20 protein-coding genes are annotated in these 17221 nt (G+C 71.5%); 11 read left to right on the top strand and 9 right to left on the bottom strand.

The window, feature by feature from the left end; genetic code table 11:
* Nucleotides 1–9: 9 nt before the first annotated feature.
* The 4 genes from J2847_RS03540 to moaE all read left to right on the top strand — a co-directional run bounded on the left by J2847_RS03540 (nt 10) and on the right by moaE (nt 2671).
* The gene (locus J2847_RS03540; RefSeq protein WP_209777036.1) at nt 10–636 is read left to right on the top strand and encodes an HAD hydrolase-like protein; all 627 of its coding nucleotides are present in this window, start codon (nt 10–12) and stop codon (nt 634–636) included.
* 65 nt (nt 637–701) lie between these two features.
* Nucleotides 702–1967: a molybdopterin molybdotransferase MoeA gene (moeA, locus tag J2847_RS03535; protein WP_209777034.1), complete on the top strand. Its 1266-nt coding sequence runs from the start codon at nt 702–704 to the stop codon at nt 1965–1967.
* Nucleotides 1967–2218: a molybdopterin converting factor subunit 1 gene (gene moaD / locus J2847_RS03530; RefSeq protein ID WP_209777033.1), complete on the top strand. Its 252-nt coding sequence runs from the start codon at nt 1967–1969 to the stop codon at nt 2216–2218. The genes moeA and moaD overlap by 1 nt, the downstream gene beginning before the upstream one ends.
* On the top strand, nt 2219–2671 hold the full coding sequence (gene moaE, locus J2847_RS03525; protein WP_209777031.1) for a molybdopterin synthase catalytic subunit MoaE: 453 nt from the start codon (nt 2219–2221) through the stop codon (nt 2669–2671).
* A 56-nt stretch (nt 2672–2727) separates the two neighbouring features.
* Here moaE and J2847_RS03520 read toward each other — a convergent pair whose 3' ends face one another.
* Together J2847_RS03520 and J2847_RS34505 are read right to left on the bottom strand one after the other, a co-directional pair.
* A complete protein-coding gene (locus J2847_RS03520; RefSeq protein ID WP_209777029.1) occupies nt 2728–3210 on the bottom strand; it encodes a peroxiredoxin in 483 nt (160 codons plus the stop codon).
* Nucleotides 3211–3261: 51 nt separating this feature from the next.
* On the bottom strand, nt 3262–5391 hold the full coding sequence (locus J2847_RS34505) for a protein-disulfide reductase DsbD family protein (protein ID WP_209777027.1): 2130 nt from the start codon (nt 5389–5391) through the stop codon (nt 3262–3264).
* Nucleotides 5392–5572: 181 nt separating this feature from the next.
* Between J2847_RS34505 and J2847_RS03510 the strand changes: the two genes are divergently transcribed.
* The gene (locus tag J2847_RS03510) at nt 5573–6148 is read left to right on the top strand and encodes a YqgE/AlgH family protein (RefSeq protein WP_209777026.1); all 576 of its coding nucleotides are present in this window, start codon (nt 5573–5575) and stop codon (nt 6146–6148) included.
* Between the two features lie 59 nt (nt 6149–6207).
* On the opposite strand, the gene rnhA is transcribed toward J2847_RS03510, so the two are convergent.
* Genes rnhA through cysQ form a run of 4 tightly spaced genes read right to left on the bottom strand, consistent with a single transcriptional unit; the run spans nt 6208 to nt 9366 of the window.
* Nucleotides 6208–6669: a ribonuclease HI gene (rnhA, locus tag J2847_RS03505; RefSeq protein WP_209777024.1), complete on the bottom strand. Its 462-nt coding sequence runs from the start codon at nt 6667–6669 to the stop codon at nt 6208–6210.
* Between the two features lie 3 nt (nt 6670–6672).
* A complete protein-coding gene (locus tag J2847_RS03500; RefSeq protein WP_209777023.1) occupies nt 6673–7656 on the bottom strand; it encodes a homoserine kinase in 984 nt (327 codons plus the stop codon).
* Nucleotides 7657–7669: 13 nt separating this feature from the next.
* Nucleotides 7670–8599 (bottom strand): ferritin-like domain-containing protein, encoded by a 930-nt coding sequence (locus J2847_RS03495; protein ID WP_209777021.1) that lies wholly within the window; start codon nt 8597–8599, stop codon nt 7670–7672.
* Nucleotides 8593–9366 carry a 3'(2'),5'-bisphosphate nucleotidase CysQ gene (cysQ, locus tag J2847_RS03490; RefSeq protein WP_209777019.1) on the bottom strand — a complete coding sequence of 258 codons (774 nt, stop codon included), beginning with the start codon at nt 9364–9366 and terminating at the stop codon, nt 8593–8595. Before cysQ ends, J2847_RS03495 begins: the two co-directional genes overlap by 7 nt.
* A gap of 112 nt (nt 9367–9478) precedes the next feature.
* On the opposite strand from cysQ, the gene J2847_RS03485 reads away from it, so the two are divergent.
* Complete coding sequence (locus tag J2847_RS03485; protein WP_233474253.1) at nt 9479–9967, top strand: GNAT family N-acetyltransferase; 489 nt, start codon at nt 9479–9481, stop codon at nt 9965–9967.
* 55 nt (nt 9968–10022) lie between these two features.
* Here the strand turns inward: J2847_RS03485 and J2847_RS03480 are convergent, their stop codons facing one another.
* A complete protein-coding gene (locus J2847_RS03480; RefSeq protein ID WP_209777016.1) occupies nt 10023–11480 on the bottom strand; it encodes a catalase in 1458 nt (485 codons plus the stop codon).
* 121 nt (nt 11481–11601) lie between these two features.
* Between J2847_RS03480 and J2847_RS03475 the strand changes: the two genes are divergently transcribed.
* Complete coding sequence (locus J2847_RS03475; RefSeq protein WP_209777015.1) at nt 11602–12513, top strand: LysR substrate-binding domain-containing protein; 912 nt, start codon at nt 11602–11604, stop codon at nt 12511–12513.
* 7 nt (nt 12514–12520) lie between these two features.
* On the opposite strand, the gene J2847_RS03470 is transcribed toward J2847_RS03475, so the two are convergent.
* Both J2847_RS03470 and J2847_RS03465 read right to left on the bottom strand, forming a co-directional pair.
* Complete coding sequence (locus J2847_RS03470) at nt 12521–13012, bottom strand: hypothetical protein (RefSeq protein ID WP_209777013.1); 492 nt, start codon at nt 13010–13012, stop codon at nt 12521–12523.
* Between the two features lie 116 nt (nt 13013–13128).
* Nucleotides 13129–13935 carry an alpha/beta hydrolase gene (locus tag J2847_RS03465; protein ID WP_209777012.1) on the bottom strand — a complete coding sequence of 269 codons (807 nt, stop codon included), beginning with the start codon at nt 13933–13935 and terminating at the stop codon, nt 13129–13131.
* A 135-nt stretch (nt 13936–14070) separates the two neighbouring features.
* Here J2847_RS03465 and J2847_RS03460 point away from each other — a divergent pair, with 135 nt between their 5' ends.
* From J2847_RS03460 to J2847_RS03445, 4 genes are read left to right on the top strand one after another with little or no spacing between them, the layout of a single operon-like run.
* A complete protein-coding gene (locus J2847_RS03460; RefSeq protein ID WP_325169320.1) occupies nt 14071–14547 on the top strand; it encodes a cupin domain-containing protein in 477 nt (158 codons plus the stop codon).
* A complete protein-coding gene (gene cobU, locus J2847_RS03455; RefSeq protein ID WP_209777009.1) occupies nt 14541–15071 on the top strand; it encodes a bifunctional adenosylcobinamide kinase/adenosylcobinamide-phosphate guanylyltransferase in 531 nt (176 codons plus the stop codon). The genes J2847_RS03460 and cobU overlap by 7 nt, the downstream gene beginning before the upstream one ends.
* Nucleotides 15068–15712 (top strand): cob(I)yrinic acid a,c-diamide adenosyltransferase, encoded by a 645-nt coding sequence (gene cobO, locus J2847_RS03450; RefSeq protein ID WP_209777007.1) that lies wholly within the window; start codon nt 15068–15070, stop codon nt 15710–15712. The genes cobU and cobO overlap by 4 nt, the downstream gene beginning before the upstream one ends.
* 3 nt (nt 15713–15715) lie before the next feature.
* Complete coding sequence (locus J2847_RS03445; protein WP_233474252.1) at nt 15716–17212, top strand: cobyric acid synthase; 1497 nt, start codon at nt 15716–15718, stop codon at nt 17210–17212.
* Nucleotides 17213–17221 lie beyond the last annotated feature (9 nt).

The following is a 17221-nucleotide window of genomic DNA, read 5'->3' as shown; positions in this document are numbered from 1 at the left end:
GTCCCTTCCATGCCCCACAGGCTCGTCATCTTCGACTTCGACGGCACGCTGGCCGATTCCTTTCCCTGGTTCGTCGGCGTCCTCAACGGCGTCGCTGGACGCTACGGCTTCCAGCCGGTCCGGCCGGAGGAGATGGAGACGCTGCGCGGCTACGACGCCCGCCGGATCATGCGGCACCTGCGGGTGCCCATGTGGAAGCTGCCCTTCATCGCCAGCCACATGCGCCGGCTGATGGCGCGGGACATCGACGGCATCCGGCTCTTCGACGGGGTGCCGGCGATGCTGCGGACGCTGACCGGGCGCGGCGTCACCGTCGCCATCGTCAGCTCGAACTCGGTGGACAACATCCGCCGCATCCTGGGGCCGGAGAACGCGGCGCTGGTGTCGCGCTACGCCTGCGGCGCCTCGCTGTTCGGCAAGCCGGCCAAGTTCCGCGGGATCCTGCGCGACACCGGCATCCCGGCTGCGGACGCCATCGCCATCGGCGACGAGCTGCGCGACATCGAGGCGGCGCGGCGGGTCGGCGTCGCCTGCGCCGCCGTCACCTGGGGCTACACGCGGGGCGACGCGCTGGAGGCCCACCGGCCGGACCGGCTCTTCCGGCGTGTCGGGGAGATCGCGGCCGGCCTCGACTGACCGGCACCGAAGCGGGTCCCATTTCCCCCTTCGCAGCCACGGGTGCGGCGGACTAGAGTGGTCCCATGGTGCAACTCAGCGACGATTGCTTCGCCTTCGGCGGCGGGATGATGACGGTGGATCGCGCGCTCGCCCTGCTGGCGGAGCGGACGCATCCGGTCACGGCGTTGGAGCGGGTGCCCCTGGCCGGGGCGCTCGGGCGCGTGCTGGCCGCCGACGTCATCGCCCCTTTCAGCGTCCCGCCGCACGACAACGCGGCGGTGGACGGCTACGCGGTGTGCTTCGACGATCTCGCCCCGGATGCGCCCACGATCCTGCCGGTGATTGGACGGGTGGCGGCCGGGCAGGCGCTCGGCCGGCCCGCCGCGCGGGGGGAGGCGGTGCGCATCTTCACCGGCGCGCCGATGCCCGCCGGCTGCGACACCGTCTTCATGCAGGAGGATTGCCGCACCGCCGCCAGTGACGGCGCGAGCACCGTCACGCTGCCGCCCGGCATCCGGCGCGGCGCCAACCGGCGGCCGGCCGGGGAGGACGTGACGGCGGGGGCGACCGTGCTCGCCGCCGGACGGCGGCTGCGTCCGGAGGACATCGGCCTGCTCGCCTCGCTCGGGCAGCGCGACGTGGCGGTGCGGACGCCGCTGCGGGTCGCCGTCTTCTCGACCGGCGACGAGGTGCGGGAGCCGGGAACGGCGCTCGCACCCGGCGCGGTCTACGACGCCAACCGCTTCGCGCTCATGGCCCTGCTGGCGCGGCTCGGCTGCGCGGTGACCGACCTCGGCATCCTGCCCGACCGCGTCGGGACGATCCGCGACGCCCTGGCCGGGGCGGCGTCGACGCAGGACGCGATCGTCACCTCCGGCGGCATGTCCACCGGGGAGGAGGACCATGTCCGGGCGGCGGTCGAGGCGGAGGGGCGGCTCGATTTCTGGCGCCTCGCCATCAAGCCCGGCCGTCCGGTCGCGCTGGGCCGGGTGGGGGAGGCGGCCTTCATCGGGCTTCCCGGCAACCCGGTGGCGGTGGTCGTCACTTTTCTGCGCATCGCCCGGCCGATCCTGCTGCGGCTGATGGGCGCGGCCGACGGGGCGCCGCCGCTGTTTCCGGTGCGCGCCGCGTTCGTCTACAAGAAGAAGCCCGGCCGTCGCGAGTATCTGCGCGGTTCGCTGGTCCGCGACGCCGATGGAGTCCTGGGCGTGGTGAAGCACCCGCGCGACGGGGCCGGCGTCCTGTCCTCGCTGGTCGAATCCGACGGGCTGATCGAGCTGCCCGAGGATCTGGCCGGGGTCGAGCCGGGCATGACGGTGGATTTCCTGCCTTTCAACGAGGTCCGGTGATGAGGATTCTGTATTTCGCGTGGCTGCGCACCAAGATCGGGGTGCCGGCCGAGACGGTCGAGTTGCCGGCCGAGGTGACGACGGTCGGCGCGCTGGTCGAGTGGCTGAAGACCCGCAGCGAGCGGCACGCCGACGCGCTGGCCAACAGCAAGGTGGTCAAGGTCGCGGTCAACCAGGAGCATGTGCCCTACGACCACCCGCTGTCGCCGGGCGACGAGGTCGCCCTGTTCCCGCCGGTCACGGGGGGCTGAATGACGGTCCGGGTCCAGGCCGAGGATTTCGACGTCGGCGCCGAATACGCCGCGCTGACGGCGGGGCGGACGTCGGTCGGGGGGGTGACGCTGTTCGCCGGTCTGGTGCGCGACATCGCCGGCGGCGAGGCGGTCAGCGCCATGACGCTGGAGCATTATCCCGGCATGACCGAGCGGCAGTTGGAGGCCATCGAGGCGGAGGCCCGGCGCCGCTGGCCGCTCGACGAGGTGCTGATCGTCCACCGCTACGGCCGGCTGGAGCCGGGCGACCAGATCGTCCTCGTCGCCACCGCGTCGGCGCATCGGGACGCGGCCTTCGATTCCTGCCGGTTCCTGATCGACTGGCTGAAGACCAGGGCGCCCTTCTGGAAGCTGGAGGCGACGCCGGGCGGGGAGCGCTGGGTCGAGGCCAAGGACAGCGACGACGCGGCCGCCGCGCGCTGGGTGGAGTAGGGACGGCCGGAGCGGGCCGGTGCGGGGACGAAAGGCCCGTCCCCGCCCGTCGCCGTTTACAGCGTGGCGAGGATCGCCTCGGCCGAGGACACCTCGAACTTGCCCGGCTCCTCGACCGCGACGTGGGTGACCTTGCCGTCCTCTGCCACCAGGGCGAAGCGCTTGCCGCGCGTGCCCAGGCCATGGCCCGACGCGTCCATCGTCAGGCCCAGCGCCGACGTGAAGGTCGCGTTGCCGTCCGGCAGCATGACGACCGAATCCCCGACATTGCCCTTGTCGCCCCAGGCCCGCATGACGAACGGGTCGTTGACGGCGAGGCAGACGATGGTGTCGACGCCCTTGGCCTTCAGCGCCTCGGCGTTCTGGACGAAGCCCGGCAGATGCTTGGCCGAGCAGGTCGGGGTGAAGGCGCCGGGAACCGAGAACAGGACGACCTTCTTGCCCTTGAACAGCTCGTCGGTGGTCACGTCCTGCATGCCGTTGGCGGTCAGGTGCTTCAGCGTGACCGACGGGATGGTGTCGCCAACCTGGATGCTCATGTCTCTAACCCTTCCTGATTTTTTATGGGTGAACGGGTTTGGCGGCGAACTCTAGCAGCCTGCGCCGCCACCGCAAGACGGCGCGGCCGTCAGCGGCCCCACTATTCCGTTCTGCGGACGGGCGGCGCGGTCGAGCGCCTCGATCACCGCCGCTTCGCTCAGCAGTTCCGGCAGCGCGATGCCCCGTGGCGCGCCCGGCCCATAGACGATGTTGAAGGGGATGCCGTAGCGGCCGTGGGAGGCCAGGAAGCGGGCGATGCCGTCGTCCGGCCGCGTCCAGTCGGCGCGCATGGCGACCAGGGCGGGATCGTCGAAGCGCTTGGCGACGGTGTCGCGGTTCAGCACCAGCTTCTTGTTCGCCTGGCAGGTGATGCACCAGTCGGCGGTGACGTCCACGAACACGGTGCGGCCGGCGGCGACATGGTCGCGGATCGCCGCCTCGTCGAAGCCCGTCCAGCGGGCCGCCGCCTCCGTGACCGTCACCGCCCCGGCGCCGGCCAGGGGGCCGAACGCCGCCGGCAGCGCGAGGGCCGCGACCGCCAGCACACCGGCCAGCGCCGGCCCGGCCCGGTGGCCGTTCCCGGCCAGGCGCCGTCCGGCCCAGAGGACCGCCACCAGCGCGATCATCAGTCCCCCGACCCCGGCGGCCGGCGCCGTCCCGATCTGCACGGTCAGCACCGACAGCAGCCACAGGGCCGTCAGCGCCAGCGCGAAGCCCATGATCGCCCGCAGGGTCGCCATCCAGCGCCCCGGACGCGGCAGCCAGGCGGCCAGACGCGGCCACGCCGCGACCAGCAGATAGGGCGCCGCCAGTCCGATCCCCAGCGCCGTGAAGATGGCGAAGACCTCGGCCGGCCCGTTGGCGAGCGCGAAGCCGACCGCCGTCCCCAGGAAGGGCGCCGAGCAGGGCGTCGCCAGCAGGGTCGCGAAGGCTCCGGTGGCGAAGGGACCGGCCAGCCCGTCGCCCTCCAGCCGGTCGGCCAGGGCGCGCGGCAAGGGGACCTCGAACAGTCCCCAGAGGTTGGCCGAGAACAGGGTGACCAGCACCACCATGAAGACGAGGAACAGCGGCTGCTGGAACTGGATGCCCCAACCAACGGCGCCGCCCGCCGCCTTCACCGCGACCAGCGCCGACGCCAGCACCAGGAAGGAGGTCAGGATGCCGGCGGCGCTGGCGAGGAAGCCGGCCCGCACCGCGCGCGGCGCGCGGCCGCCCTGCTTGACCACCGACAGCAGCTTCAGCGACAGCACCGGCAGCACGCAAGGCATCAGGTTGAGGATCAGCCCGCCGAGCAGCGCCACCCCCAGCATCGCCCACAGCCCCCCCGACGGGGCCGTCCGTCCCGGCGCCGCCGTGGCCGGAGCCTCCACCGACCGCGCGCCGTCCACCAGCGTCAGCGTCACCGCCCGCCCGGCGAGGTCGAGTCCCTGCGGCGGGTCGGACGCCTGAACGGTCAGCCGCACGCGGCGGTCGTTGTCGGAAAAGACCGCCTTGGGAGCGGAGAAGGTCAGCGGCGGGTCGGTCTCGACGAAGACGTCGGGGGAGACGAAGCCGTCGGCGGCGGTCGCCTCGATCTCCAGCGCGGCCCCGCTGGCGCGCACCGATTCGACGGCCAGCAGGCTGTTGCCCTGGCGCGGCACCAGCGACTGGGCGCGGGCGACGTCGTTCGCCGAATCCGACGGCGCCGCCGGTCCGGCGGGAAGCGACAGGGCCAGCTTGACCGTCTGCGGCACGCAGATCTCGGAGCAGACCAGCAGTTCGGCGGTGAGCGCCAGATCGACCGGCTTGCCGGGCTCGGCCGGGACGGCTTGAAGCGGAAACATCACCTCGACGTCGTAGCCCGCCGTCTCGAAGCCCAGCACGGAGAAGCGGTGCGGCGCCGGGTAGGCGAGCGACGCCTCCTTCAGGTTGGCCGAGCCGCTCCAGTCCAGCCGCGGGGCGAACCCGGCGTCGCCGGGGGACCGCCAATAGGTCTTCCAGCCCGGCTCCAGCCGCAGCTCCAGCCCGAGCGGCAGCGCCGCGAGGTCGCCGGTGCCGCGGACCGAGGAAACCAGACGGGCTTCGACCTGCCCGGCCTTGAACCAGGGGCTCCGGGCCTCTCCGGCGAGGGCGGGGGGGGCGGCGGACGCGGCCCCCAGCAGACCGAGAAGGGCGAGCGCGGGAGGGGCAAACCTTTTCATCGTCGGCACTGTTCTCATATCTGAAGGGCCACGCGGACCGCCGCACCCATATATAGGTGACAAAGCTCGGCCGCTGCTGTCACACTCCGGTGAAAGCGTCACGAGAGCGCCCACCACAACCGAACGTTCGGACAGGCGCGGCTTCACGCCGTTCCCCGACCGACGACAAGGATACCCGCCCATGCCGCGCCTCACCAAGTCCTCGGAATCGCTGACCGGCCAATTGCTGATCGCCATGCCCGGAATGGAGGATCCCCGTTTCCAGCGCACCGTGATCTACATGTGCGCCCATAGCGAGGAAGGCGCCATGGGGCTGGTGATCAACCGGCTGTTCGGCTCGATCACCTTCGAGGATCTGCTGGAGCAGCTCGACATGGAGGTGTCGCAGCCGGTCAACAACCTGCCGGTCCATTACGGCGGCCCGGTCGAATCGGGGCGGGGGTTCGTGCTGCACTCCACCGACTATGTGCGGGACGGCACGCTGGTGGTGAACGACGACGTCGCCCTGACGGCGACCATCGACATCCTCCGCGCCATTTCCGAGGATCGCGGCCCGCGCCGCAACCTCCTGCTGCTCGGTTACGCCGGCTGGGGGCCGGGGCAGCTCGACGCCGAGTTCCAGGCCAACGGCTGGCTCAACGTGCCCTGCGACGAGGAACTGCTGTTCGACACCGACCTCGAGGCGAAATGGGAACGCTCGATCGCCAAGCTGGGCGTCAGCGTCTCGATGCTGTCGGGCGAAGCCGGGCACGCGTAAAAAGCGACAGGACATTTCCCCCGCCCTGGAGCGGGGGGCGCCGCGACCGGCGGACCGCGTTATCCCTGGGCGCGCACGTCCGCGACGCCGCGCCGGGCGAGTTCGTCGGCGCGCTCGTTCTCCGGGTGGCCGGCGTGGCCGCGCACCCAATGGAACTCGATCCGGTGCTGGCGCTGCGCGGCGTCGAGCCGCTGCCACAGGTCGACGTTCTTCACCGGCTTCCTGTCGGCGGTGGTCCAGTTCTTGGCCTTCCAGCCGTGGATCCACTTGGTGATGCCGTTCTTCACATACTCGCTGTCGGTGTAGAGGCGGACCGTCACCGGTTTCTTCAGCGCTTCCAGCGCCTGGATCGCCGCCATCAGCTCCATGCGGTTGTTGGTCGTCGCCGGCTCGCCGCCATACAGCTCCTTCTCGACCGCGCCGTAGCGCAGGATGGCGCCCCAGCCGCCGGGGCCGGGGTTGCCGCTGCACGCGCCGTCGGTGAAGATGTCCACCGCCTTGGAGCCCTGCTCGTCGCTCATGATTCAGGCTTCCGCCGGCTGTTCGTCGTCGAGGAAATAGTCGCCGAGACCGCGCACCGTCTGGTGGAAGCGCAGCTTGCGCAGATACTCCAGCGGATCCTTGGGACGCACGAAGGCGCCGGGCGGGTGGTTCAGCCAGTCGTAGAGCCGGGTCAGCAGGAAGCGCACGGCGCTGCCCCGGCACAGCCAGGGCAGGGCGTCCAGCTCGGCGCGCGACAGCGGGCGGACCTTGCGGTAGTTGGTCAGCAGCAGCCGCGCCTTGGTGGCGTTGAACGACCCGTCGATCTCGAAGCACCAGGCGTTGATGCAGATGGCGATGTCGTAGGCCAGGAAGTCGTTGCAGGCGAAGTAGAAGTCGATCAGCCCCGACAGGCTGTCGCCCCGGAAGAACACGTTGTCGGGGAACAGGTCGGCGTGGATGACGCCGGACGGCAGGCCGGCCGGCCAGTTGGCCTCCAGCGCCGCCAGCTCGGCCTCCAGCGTCGCGCGCAGGCCGGGCGCCACCTCGTCGGCGCGGGACGCCGACTTGGCGAACAGGTCCTGCCAGCCGGCCAGCGCCAGCGCGTTCGGCCGCTCCATCCGGAAATCGGCGACCGCCAGATGCAGGCGGGCCAGCGCCTCGCCGAGCTGCGCGCAATGCTGCGGGTGGATGCGGCGCGGCCACATGCCGGCCAGGAAGGTGACGATCACCGCCGGCCGGCCGCACAGTTCGCGCAGAGCCGCCCCGTCGCGGCCGGGCACCGGCAGCGGGCTGGCGACGCCCTTCTCGGCCAGATGCTCCATCAGCCCGAGGAAGAAGGGCAGATCCTCCCGCCGCGTGCGCTTCTCATAGAGCGTCAGGATGTAGGGGCCGCGTTCGGTCACCAGCAGGAAGTTGGAATTCTCCACCCCCTCGGCGATGCCCTTGCACGACAGCACCGCGCCCAGATCGTACTGGGCGGCGAAGGCGCTGAGATCCTCGTCGGAGACTTCGGTGTATACGGCCATGATGCCCTGCGCCTTACCGGGTTTCGCGGTGCCGGTCAACGGCAGCTTGTTCTGGGGCGGCTTGTTCTGGGGCGGCTTGTTCTGGGGCGGCTTGTTTTGGGGCGGCTTGTTTTGGGACGGTCTGTTTCGGGGCGGTCCGTTCGGGAAGCGGGGTGATCGGCTCGTAATATTCCGGGCCGAAGCCGGCGCGCTCGCGGCTCGGCACGTTGAAGGGGCGCTTCAGGCCGCCGCGGAAATGGCGGGCGACCAGCTCCTGCCACAGGACGACCGGCTCGACGCCGCGCTGGGCGCAGAGATGGACGAACCAGCGCCGGCCGGCGGCGACATGGTCGATCTCCTCGTCGTGGATGGTCTGGAGCAGGTCGGCGCTCTCCTGGTCGCCGAAATCGCGCAGGCGGCGCACCGTGTCGGGGGTGACGTCGAGCCCGCGCGCCTCCAGCACCATCGGCACCACCGCCAGCCGGGCGGCGAGGTCGTGCGCGGTCTCGGTCGCCGCCTGCCACAGCCCGTCATGGGCCGGCAGGTCGCCGTATGAGGCGCCGAGCGCGTTCAGCCGCTCCTCCAGCATGACGAAATGCCGCGCCTCGTCGTCGGCGACCCGGACCCAGTCGTCGGTGAATCCCTTCGGCAGGCCGGCGGAGGCGAAGCGGCAGACCAGATCCCAGGCGAGATCGATGGCGTTCAGCTCGATGTGGGCCAGCGCGTGCAGCAGGGCGACGCGGTTCTGCGCGCTGCCGCCGCGCCCGCGCTTGGGCATGTCGCGCGGCAGCTTCAGTTCGGGCCGCTCGGGCCGCGCCGGGCGGTCGGGCGGGGCGAGGGTGACGGCGGGGGAGAGGGTGCCGTCGCGCCACGCGGCGGCGTAGGCGCGCGTCAGGCGCACCTTCTCCAGCGGCCACGCGGCGGTCAGGACCGCGACGGCCGCTTCGCCGAGATCCTTCACCATCCGTAGGCGATGAAATTCGGGTTGGCGATGTCGGGCTTGCCATAGAGCAGGGGCGAACCGTCCGGCTGCTCGACCCGGCCGCCGGCGCCGACCAGCACGGCGTGGCCGGCGGCGGTGTCCCATTCGCTGGTCGGGCCGAAGCGCGGGTAGAGATCCGCCTTGCCGCAGGCCACGGTGCAGAATTTCAGCGAGGACCCGCAGGTGATGCGGTTCTTGACCGTGTGGCCGGCGAGGAAGGCGTCGAACGCGGCGCCGCTGCCGTGCGACCGGCTGGCGACCACGGTCAGCCCGTCGGCCGGGCGGTTGCGCACGCCGATGGGGTGGTCGTGCCGCCCCTCCGCCCAATGCACCGCCGTGCCCGGCCCGGCCGCCGCGTAGAGGTCGCCGGTCGCCGGGGCGTAGACGACTCCCAGCACCGGGACGCCGTTCTCGATCAGCGCGATGTTGACGGTGAACTCGCCGTTGCGGGAGATGAACTCCTTGGTCCCGTCGAGCGGATCGACCAGCCAGAAACGCCCGCCGGAGATGTCCGGCCGGTGCCCCGCGGCCGTCGCCTCCTCCGCCACCACCGGGATGCCGGGGGTCAGATGGTGCAGGGCGGGAAGGATCACCGCCTCGGCCGCGTGATCGGCCTGCGTCACCGGGCTGCCGTCGACCTTGGTGGCGACGTCGATGCCGTCGTTGTAGAAGCGCAGGATCACCTGACCGGCCTCGTGGGCGATGGTGCGGACCGTGGGCAGCAGGCTCGCCACAGCGGTGTCGGGCATGGTGGTGTCTCCTCAAGCGTGGGGAGTCACCATAGCGCGCCGAACGGGTGGGCCGGAAGATCTTGAACGGGTTGCAAAGCGGAGAAGGCGGATGAGCGTGCGGTGGAGAGCGATGGGCGGGACGGACCTCGACGCGGTGCTGGCCATCGCCGACGTCGTGCATCCCGACTACCCGGAGGAACGCGCGGTCTTCGCCGAGCGGCTGGCGCTTTTTCCGGACGGCTGCCGGCTGGCGGAGGGGAGTGACGGGCGCGCGCTGGGCTACGGCGTGATGCATCCGGGGCTGCTGGGGGTGCCGCCGCCGCTCGACGCCCCGCTGGGGGAGCTGCCGGCCGGGGCGGATTGCCTCTACCTGCACGACATCGCGCTGTTGCCGCGGACGCGCGGGCTTGGGCTGGGCGCGTCGGTGCTGGAGGAGGCGCATTCGCTGGCCGCCCGGCGGGGGTACGGCTGGCTGGCGCTGACCTCGACGCCGGGCGCGCGGAGCTACTGGGACCGGGTTGGATTTGTGCCCTACGCGGACGCCAGCCCGGCCCTCGCGGCGAAGCTGGCGAGCTACGGCGAGGGCATGGCCTACATGGTGATGGCGGTGCGGACTTAAGGGGCGTGCTTTGCCCTCTCCCCCGGGGAGAGGGCTTATCGCCCGCTTCACGGGATCACCCCGCCGCCACGCCCGCTTCAACCTCCACCCCCAGCCGCTTGGCGACGCCGGCGCCGTAGGCCGGGTCGGCGGCCAGGAAATGGCGGAGCTGGCGCTGCTGGATGAAGGCCGGGGCCTTGCCCAGCGAGCCGGCGATGTTGTCCATCAGGCGATCCTGTGCTTCGGCGCCGATCAGGCGGAACAGGGCGCCGGCCTGCGCGTAATCGTCGTTGCCGGCGCGGTGGTCGTAGCGGTCGGCGTCGCCGGAGACGCGCAGCGGCGGTTCGGCCTTGCCCGGATCCTGCGCCGGGCCGCCGAAGCTGTTCGGCTCGTAGTTCGGACGGCCGCCGCCGTTGCCGTCGAAGCGCATGGCGCCGTCGCGCTGGTAGGTGCGCGCCTCGGTGGCGTGCGGGCGGTTGACCGGCAGATGGCCGTGGTTGGCGCCCAGCCGGTAGCGGTGGGCGTCGGCGTAGGCGAACAGCCGGCCTTGCAGCATCTTGTCCGGGCTGAAGGAAATGCCGGGCACCACGTTGGCCGGGCTGAAGGCCGACTGCTCGACCTCGGCGAAATAGTTCTCCGGGTTGCGGTTCAGCACCAGCTCGCCGATCTCGATCAGCGGGTAGTCGGCGTGCGGCCACACCTTGGTCAGGTCGAAGGGGTTGATGGCGTAACGCTCGGCCTCCAGCTCCGGCATGATCTGCACCGAGACGGTCCAGGCCGGGAAGTCGCCGTCCCCGATGGCGGCGAACAGGTCGCGGGTGGCGTGGTCGGGGTCGATGCCGGCGACGCGCGCCGCCTGCCCGGCGGTGAAATTCTCGATCCCCTGGCGGGTCTTGAAGTGGTACTTGACCCAGACCCGCTCGCCCGCCGCGTTGATCCACGAGAAGGTGTGGCTGGAGAAGCCGTCCATGTGGCGGTAGCCGCGCGGCGTGCCGCGGTCGCTGAACAGGATCGTCAGCTGGTGCATCGTCTCCGGCGACAGCGAGAAGAAGTCCCAGACCGCCGTCGGGTCCTTCAGGTTGGTCGCCGGGTTGCGCTTCTGCGTGTGGATGAAGTCCGGGAACTTCAGCGGGTCGCGGACGAAGAACACCGGCGTGTTGTTGCCGACCAGATCGTAGTTGCCTTCCTCGGTGTAGAACTTCACGGCGAAGCCGCGCGGGTCGCGGTCGGCGTCGGCCGAGCCCTTCTCGCCGCCGACGGTGGAGAAGCGCAGGAAGACTTCGGTCTCCTTGCCGACCGCCGACAGGAAGGCCGCCTTCGTGAAGGGCGTCACGTCGCGGGTGACGCGGAAGACGCCATAGGCGCCGGCCCCCTTGGCGTGGACCACGCGCTCCGGGATGCGCTCGCGGTTGAAATGGGCGAGCTTCTCGATCAGATGGAAATCCTGCATCAGCAGCGGGCCGCGCGGGCCGGCGCTCAGCGAGTTCTGGTTGTCGGCGACGGGGATGCCGGCGGCGGTGGTCAGGCTGCTCATGGGCTTCATCCTTCGCGTTTTTTCTGCGTTTCTGGGTTTGGACCGCTGTCGCCCCTGGTTATCCGCCGCTCGGTTCAATATATCCAAGACATGGTTCTGAACGGATCGATAGGGAGATTCTATGAACTTGGCCGGGCTGTCCCTGCGCGACCTGGAATATGTCGTCGCCGTCGATGAGCAGCGGCATTTCGGCAGGGCGGCGGAACGCTGCGCGGTCAGCCAGCCGTCGCTCAGCGCGCAGATCCGCAAGCTGGAGGAGGTGCTGGGCGTCACCCTGTTCGAACGGACGAGCCGCCGCGTCCTGCCGACCCAACCGGGCGAGCTGGTGATCCGGCAGGCCCGCATCGTGCTGGAGGAGGCCCGCCGTCTGCTGACCCTGGCGCGGGGGATGGAGGGGGCGCTGGCCGGCGACCTCGCCATCGGGGCGATCCAGACGCTGGGGCCCTATCTGTTCCCCCACGCGCTGCCGGTGATGCGCCGGCATCTTCCCGACGCGCGGCTGATCCTGTCGGAGGGACGGACGGACGGGCTGCTGGACGAACTGCGCGAGGGGCGCATCGACGCCGTGCTGCTGGCCCTGCCGGTCGAGGGGGATGGATTCGCGACCGAGGCGCTGTTCTTCGAGCCCTTCCTGCTCGCCCATCCGGCGGGACACCGGCTGGAGGAGCTGCCCTCCATCGCGCTGGCGGACCTCGATCCCAGCGAGCTGGTCCTTCTGGAGGAGGGGCATTGCCTGCGCGATCAGGCGCTGGCGGCCTGCGGCGCCACCGCGCGCGGCATGCGGCACGCCACCGGCCTGGAGACGCTGCGCCACATGGTGGCGGCCGGCGCCGGCTACACGCTGATGCCGCAGCTGGCGGCCGGGGAGGGCACGACGGTCGGCGGGCTGATCGCCTACCGACCCTTCGAGGGAGAGCCGCCGGGCCGCCGCGTCGGTCTGGTCTGGCGGGCCAGCGACCCGCGCGGGCCGGGCTTCCGGGCGCTGGCGGAACGGCTCAGGGCCGAGCCGCCGCCGGGCGTCCGGCCGGCCTGAACGGCCGTCAGGAGGCTTGGCGCAAGCTGTCGGTCGATGCGGGCGGGCGGTGCGGCGCCTTGGGGAAGGGCAGGATGTCGCCCGACGCCCTTCCGGCTTCCCGTCCGCCGCGCGGCTCCGTGCCGTTCAGGATCCAGCCGTAGGCGGCGGTGATGAGGATGCGGTCGCGCCCGTCGCTGACGAGGATTCTCAGGTCGGCGGCCTTCCCGGCGGCGGCCAGCCGCCTCGCCAGCACCGGATCGGTCAGAAGGACCGCGCTCCGTCCCAGCCCGCCGCGGGTCAGCAGCTTCGCCAGCCCTTCCAGATGGGCCGGGGACAGGGCGGCGTCGCTCGCGTCGCGGAGATCGAGGAACAGGCCGGCCGGGCGTGGCCGGCCGCACACCCGGTCGCCGGCATCGCGCAGCGCCGCGATCCAGGCCGGGCGGTCGCCCTCGCTCAGGCTCTTGTAGAGAATGGCGTGGACCCCCCAGTCGTTGACCGAGACTGAAAAGCCTTTCATGGTCCACCCCTCTCCGTTGGCGCTCCGCCCGTGCCGGGGATCGGCGGGGCGGGCGTGGCGTCGAGGATATCGACCGTATTACTAACAATCAGTTTACAAAACAATTTGGCCGATGCTCAGGCCGCCCGTTTCATCAGGGCCTCGGACAGCCAGCCGTCGATCCGTTCGGCGGCCTTCTCCCAGCCATGCTCCAGCATGATGGCGTGGCCCATGCCCGGCATGAACACCGCCTCGGTGCCGAGCGCGCGGGCGGTCCACAGAACCTCCTCGCGGGGGAACAGCAGATCCTTCTCCGCGCCCATGATCATCACCGGGATGTCGCGCGGCGGCAGGAGCGGGAAGGGAATCCAGCCGCCGATGTCCATCAGCACCCGGCGCGACTCCTCCTGGAGGTAGGGCTCGTAGACGGCGGCCTCGGCCTCCGGCATCTGGTCGGAGAACATGGCGCGGCGCACCGCCGCCGGATCGACGGCCGAGGTTCCCAGCGTCATCAGCACCGACATCTGCTGGAACACATGCGGTGCCCGCCACATCAGCCCCATGGTGGAGGACAGCAGCCCGTGCGGCGGGGCCGAGGCCATCAGCACGCCGGCCGGGAAGCCGCCCTTGCGCAGCGCCCGCTGCACGACCATGCCGCCCATCGAATGGCCGATCAGCACCGGCGGCGCCGAGCAGCGCCCGGCCGCCTCCATCACGTCGTCGACGTAATCGGCGATGCCGAAGCCGTGCAGCCGCTCGCGCCCCTCGCTGCCGCCATGGCCGCGCAGGGAGACGGCGTGCGCCTCCCAGCCGCGTTCGGCGAACCAGGGCAGGAACTTGGCCTCCCAGATCCAGGCGGCGCTGAAGGCGCCGTGGACGAACAGGAGCGGCGCCGGCTTGGCGGGACCGGCGGGACGGTGGCTGAGAATTTCAAGCTGGGACATCGGGCTCGCGGATGGTCGTTGCGCGGTGCGGTGAGAATGGTGCCGGAGCCTGGCCCTGTCCAGTTGCGCCGCGTGCGGTTTGACGCCGCCGGCCGGGTTTGCGACAGTCGCCACCCGCAACCGCAGGAGACGGCCGTGACGACCGATTCCGCCCCGCCAAAGGCGCCTGTTCTGGATCCGGCGACGCTGACCGCGCGCCCCGGCGAGACCGACTATCCGGAACCGTTCCGGGCGCAGGTCGCCGGGCGCCACCGGCTGACGCTGGGCGATCCGCTGGGAATCAGCAAGTTCGGGGTGAACCTGACGCGACTCGACCCCGGCGCCTCCTCGGCCCTGCGCCACTGGCACAGCCGGCAGGACGAATTCGTCTATGTGGTCGAGGGGGAGCTGGTGCTGGTCACCGACGCCGGCGAGACGCGGCTGGCCGCCGGCATGTGCGCGGGCTTCCCGGCCGGGGCGGCGGACGGCCACCGTCTGGTCAACCGCGGCGACCGTCCGGCCCGCTACCTGGAGGTCGGCGACCGCAGCGCCGGCGACGTCATCGACTATTCCGACGAGGACATGGTGTGGCGCGACGGCGCCTACCATCACCGCGACGGCTCGCCATGGTGAGCGGCCCGGATCTGACCCTGGTGCTGGGCGGCGCCCGTTCCGGCAAGAGCCGCCACGCCGAGGGGCTGGTGAGGGCGTTGGGCGGCCCCCGTGTCTACATCGCCACCTCGCGGGTCTGGGATGACGAGATGGCCGAGCGGGTGGCGATGCACCGCGACGATCGCGGCCCGGACTGGACGACAATCGAGGAGCCGCTGGATCTGACCGGCGCCCTGCGCCGCCACGCCGCCCCCGGCACCGGCGTGCTGGTCGATTGCCTGACCCTGTGGCTGACCAACCTGATGATGGCCGAGGCCGACGTTGCCGTCGAAGCGGCGGCCCTGGCCGAAACGCTGCCGGCGCTGCCCGGCCGGATCGTGCTGGTGTCGAACGAGGTCGGGCTCGGCATCGTGCCCGACAACGCGCTGGCCCGCCGCTTCCGCGACCACGCCGGCCGGCTGCACCAGACCATCGCGGCGCTGGCCCCGCGCGTCGTCCTCACCGTGGCCGGCCTGCCGCTGTTCGTGAAAGGAAACGCTCTATGACCGAGTCCAACAGGACCGACACCCCGGAAACCGGCGACGAGGCCGAGGCCAACCGCCGCCACGCCGAGAAGATGAAGCGCCGCAAGGCGTTGCAGGAGCGCACGCTGGCCTCGAAGACCATCGAGAAGGGGCTTCTCATGGTCCACACCGGCAAGGGCAAGGGCAAGTCCACCGCCGCCTTCGGGCTGATGATGCGGGCGGTCGGCCACGGCATGCGGGTCGGCATGGTGCAGTTCGTCAAGGGTGCCTGGTCCACCGGCGAGACGGTGGCGCTGGAGCGCTTCGAGGATCTGGTGGATTTCCACACGATGGGCGAGGGCTTCACCTGGGACACCCAGGACCGCGCCCGCGACGTCGCCGCCGCCGGGGCCGCCTGGGCCAAGGCCAGGGCGATGATGGACGACCCGCGCTACCGCCTGATCGTGCTGGACGAGCTGAACATCGCCCTGCGCATGGATTACCTGCCGCTCGACGAGGTTCTGGCGGTCCTCAAAGCGCGCCGTCCCGACCTGCATGTCTGCGTCACCGGCCGCAACGCCAAGCCGGAGCTGATCGCCGCCGCCGACCTCGTCACCGAGATGACGCTGGTCAAGCACCCCTTCGAGGCCGGGGTGAAAGCCCAGGCCGGCATCGAGTTCTGATCCATGACCGCTCCCACGGCGACCCCGGCGGCCGCGCCGCGCCGGGCGCGCGCGATCATGCTCCAGGGCACCGGGTCGGACGTCGGCAAGTCGCTGCTGGTCGCCGGGCTGTGCCGGGCGCTGGTGCGGCGCGGCCTGTCGGTGCGGCCCTTCAAGCCGCAGAACATGTCCAACAACGCCGCCGTGACCGCCGACGGCGGCGAGATCGGCCGGGCTCAGGCGCTCCAGGCGCGGGCCTGCGGGGTGGCGCCGACCGTCCACATGAATCCGGTGCTGCTGAAGCCGCAGTCGGACGTCGGCTCGCAGATCGTCGTGCGCGGCGTCGTGGTCGGCACGGCGAGGGCCGCCGACTACCAGGCGCGCAAGCGCGAACTGCTGGGCACCGTGCTTGACAGCTTCGAGCGGCTGGGGGCGGAGGCCGACATCATCGTCGTCGAGGGCGCCGGCAGCCCGGCCGAGGTCAACCTGCGGGCCGGCGACATCGCCAACATGGGCTTCGCCACCGCCGCCGGGGTGCCGGTGCTGCTGGTCGGCGACATCGACCGGGGCGGGGTGATCGCCAGCCTCGTCGGCACCCACGCGCTGCTGCCGCCCGACGAGCGGGAGCGCATCAAGGGCTTCCTCATCAACAAGTTCCGTGGCGACGTCCGGCTGTTCGACGAGGGGCTGCGCATCATCGAACGGCACACCGGCTGGCGCGGCTTCGGCGTCGTGCCCTGGCTGGCCGAGGCGGCGACCCTGCCGGCGGAGGACGCGGTGGCGCTCGACCGCACGCGCGCCGGCGGCGGTGACGGCCTGCGCGTCGCCGTGCCGATGCTGTCGCGCATCGCCAACTTCGACGATTTCGACCCGCTGGCGCAGGAACCGGGGGTGTCGCTGACCATGGTGCCGCCCGGACGGCCGCTGCCGGGGGATTGCGATCTGGTGATCCTGCCGGGGACCAAGGCGACCATCGCCGACCTCGCCTTCCTGCGCGCCCAGGGCTGGGACGTCGATCTGCTGGCCCATTGGCGGCGCGGCGGGCGGGTGCTCGGCATCTGCGGCGGCTACCAGATGCTGGGGCGCCGCATCGCCGACCCCGACGGCATCGAGGGGCCGCCGGGCGAGGCCGCCGGGCTCGGGCTGCTGGACGTCGACACCGTGCTGAAGGGGCCGAAGGTGCTGGAGGAGGCACGGGGCACCGAGCGCCGCACCGGCGCCGCCGTGGCCGGCTACGAGATGCACATGGGCCGTACCGACGGGCCGGACCGCGCCCGCCCGATGCTGGATCTTGCGGAGGGCGGCAGCGACGGCGCCGTGTCCGAGGATGGCCGCGTCCAGGGCTGCTACCTGCACGGCCTGTTCGGCGCCGACGGATTCCGCGATGCCTTCCTGGCCGGGCTGGGAGGCGGCGGATCGGAGCTGTCCTACGGCGCGGCGGTCGACCGGGCGCTCGACGCCATCGCCGAACGGCTGGAGCGCGAGATCGACATCGACGGGCTGCTCGCCATGGCGGAGTGACGGGGAGCC

This window comes from Azospirillum agricola (assembly GCF_017876095.1).
Taxonomy (GTDB): Bacteria; Pseudomonadota; Alphaproteobacteria; order Azospirillales; family Azospirillaceae; genus Azospirillum; species Azospirillum agricola.
This window is presented reverse-complemented; position numbering and strand designations above follow the sequence as displayed.

What these genes read in the sequence shown, in the direction of transcription:
- J2847_RS03540 (WP_209777036.1), top strand. Translation starts at nt 10, where the DNA reads ATGCCCCACAGGCTCGTCATCTTCGACTTCGACGGCACGCTGGCCGAT.
- moeA (WP_209777034.1), top strand. Translation starts at nt 702, where the DNA reads ATGGTGCAACTCAGCGACGATTGCTTCGCCTTCGGCGGCGGGATGATG.
- moaD (WP_209777033.1), top strand. Translation starts at nt 1,967, where the DNA reads ATGAGGATTCTGTATTTCGCGTGGCTGCGCACCAAGATCGGGGTGCCG.
- moaE (WP_209777031.1), top strand. Translation starts at nt 2,219, where the DNA reads ATGACGGTCCGGGTCCAGGCCGAGGATTTCGACGTCGGCGCCGAATAC.
- J2847_RS03520 (WP_209777029.1), bottom strand. Translation starts at nt 3,210, where the DNA reads ATGAGCATCCAGGTTGGCGACACCATCCCGTCGGTCACGCTGAAGCAC.
- J2847_RS34505 (WP_209777027.1), bottom strand. Translation starts at nt 5,391, where the DNA reads ATGAAAAGGTTTGCCCCTCCCGCGCTCGCCCTTCTCGGTCTGCTGGGG.
- J2847_RS03510 (WP_209777026.1), top strand. Translation starts at nt 5,573, where the DNA reads ATGCCGCGCCTCACCAAGTCCTCGGAATCGCTGACCGGCCAATTGCTG.
- rnhA (WP_209777024.1), bottom strand. Translation starts at nt 6,669, where the DNA reads ATGAGCGACGAGCAGGGCTCCAAGGCGGTGGACATCTTCACCGACGGC.
- J2847_RS03500 (WP_209777023.1), bottom strand. Translation starts at nt 7,656, where the DNA reads ATGGCCGTATACACCGAAGTCTCCGACGAGGATCTCAGCGCCTTCGCC.
- J2847_RS03495 (WP_209777021.1), bottom strand. Translation starts at nt 8,599, where the DNA reads ATGGTGAAGGATCTCGGCGAAGCGGCCGTCGCGGTCCTGACCGCCGCG.
- cysQ (WP_209777019.1), bottom strand. Translation starts at nt 9,366, where the DNA reads ATGCCCGACACCGCTGTGGCGAGCCTGCTGCCCACGGTCCGCACCATC.
- J2847_RS03485 (WP_233474253.1), top strand. Translation starts at nt 9,479, where the DNA reads ATGGGCGGGACGGACCTCGACGCGGTGCTGGCCATCGCCGACGTCGTG.
- J2847_RS03480 (WP_209777016.1), bottom strand. Translation starts at nt 11,480, where the DNA reads ATGAGCAGCCTGACCACCGCCGCCGGCATCCCCGTCGCCGACAACCAG.
- J2847_RS03475 (WP_209777015.1), top strand. Translation starts at nt 11,602, where the DNA reads ATGAACTTGGCCGGGCTGTCCCTGCGCGACCTGGAATATGTCGTCGCC.
- J2847_RS03470 (WP_209777013.1), bottom strand. Translation starts at nt 13,012, where the DNA reads ATGAAAGGCTTTTCAGTCTCGGTCAACGACTGGGGGGTCCACGCCATT.
- J2847_RS03465 (WP_209777012.1), bottom strand. Translation starts at nt 13,935, where the DNA reads ATGTCCCAGCTTGAAATTCTCAGCCACCGTCCCGCCGGTCCCGCCAAG.
- cobU (WP_209777009.1), top strand. Translation starts at nt 14,541, where the DNA reads ATGGTGAGCGGCCCGGATCTGACCCTGGTGCTGGGCGGCGCCCGTTCC.
- cobO (WP_209777007.1), top strand. Translation starts at nt 15,068, where the DNA reads ATGACCGAGTCCAACAGGACCGACACCCCGGAAACCGGCGACGAGGCC.
- J2847_RS03445 (WP_233474252.1), top strand. Translation starts at nt 15,716, where the DNA reads ATGACCGCTCCCACGGCGACCCCGGCGGCCGCGCCGCGCCGGGCGCGC.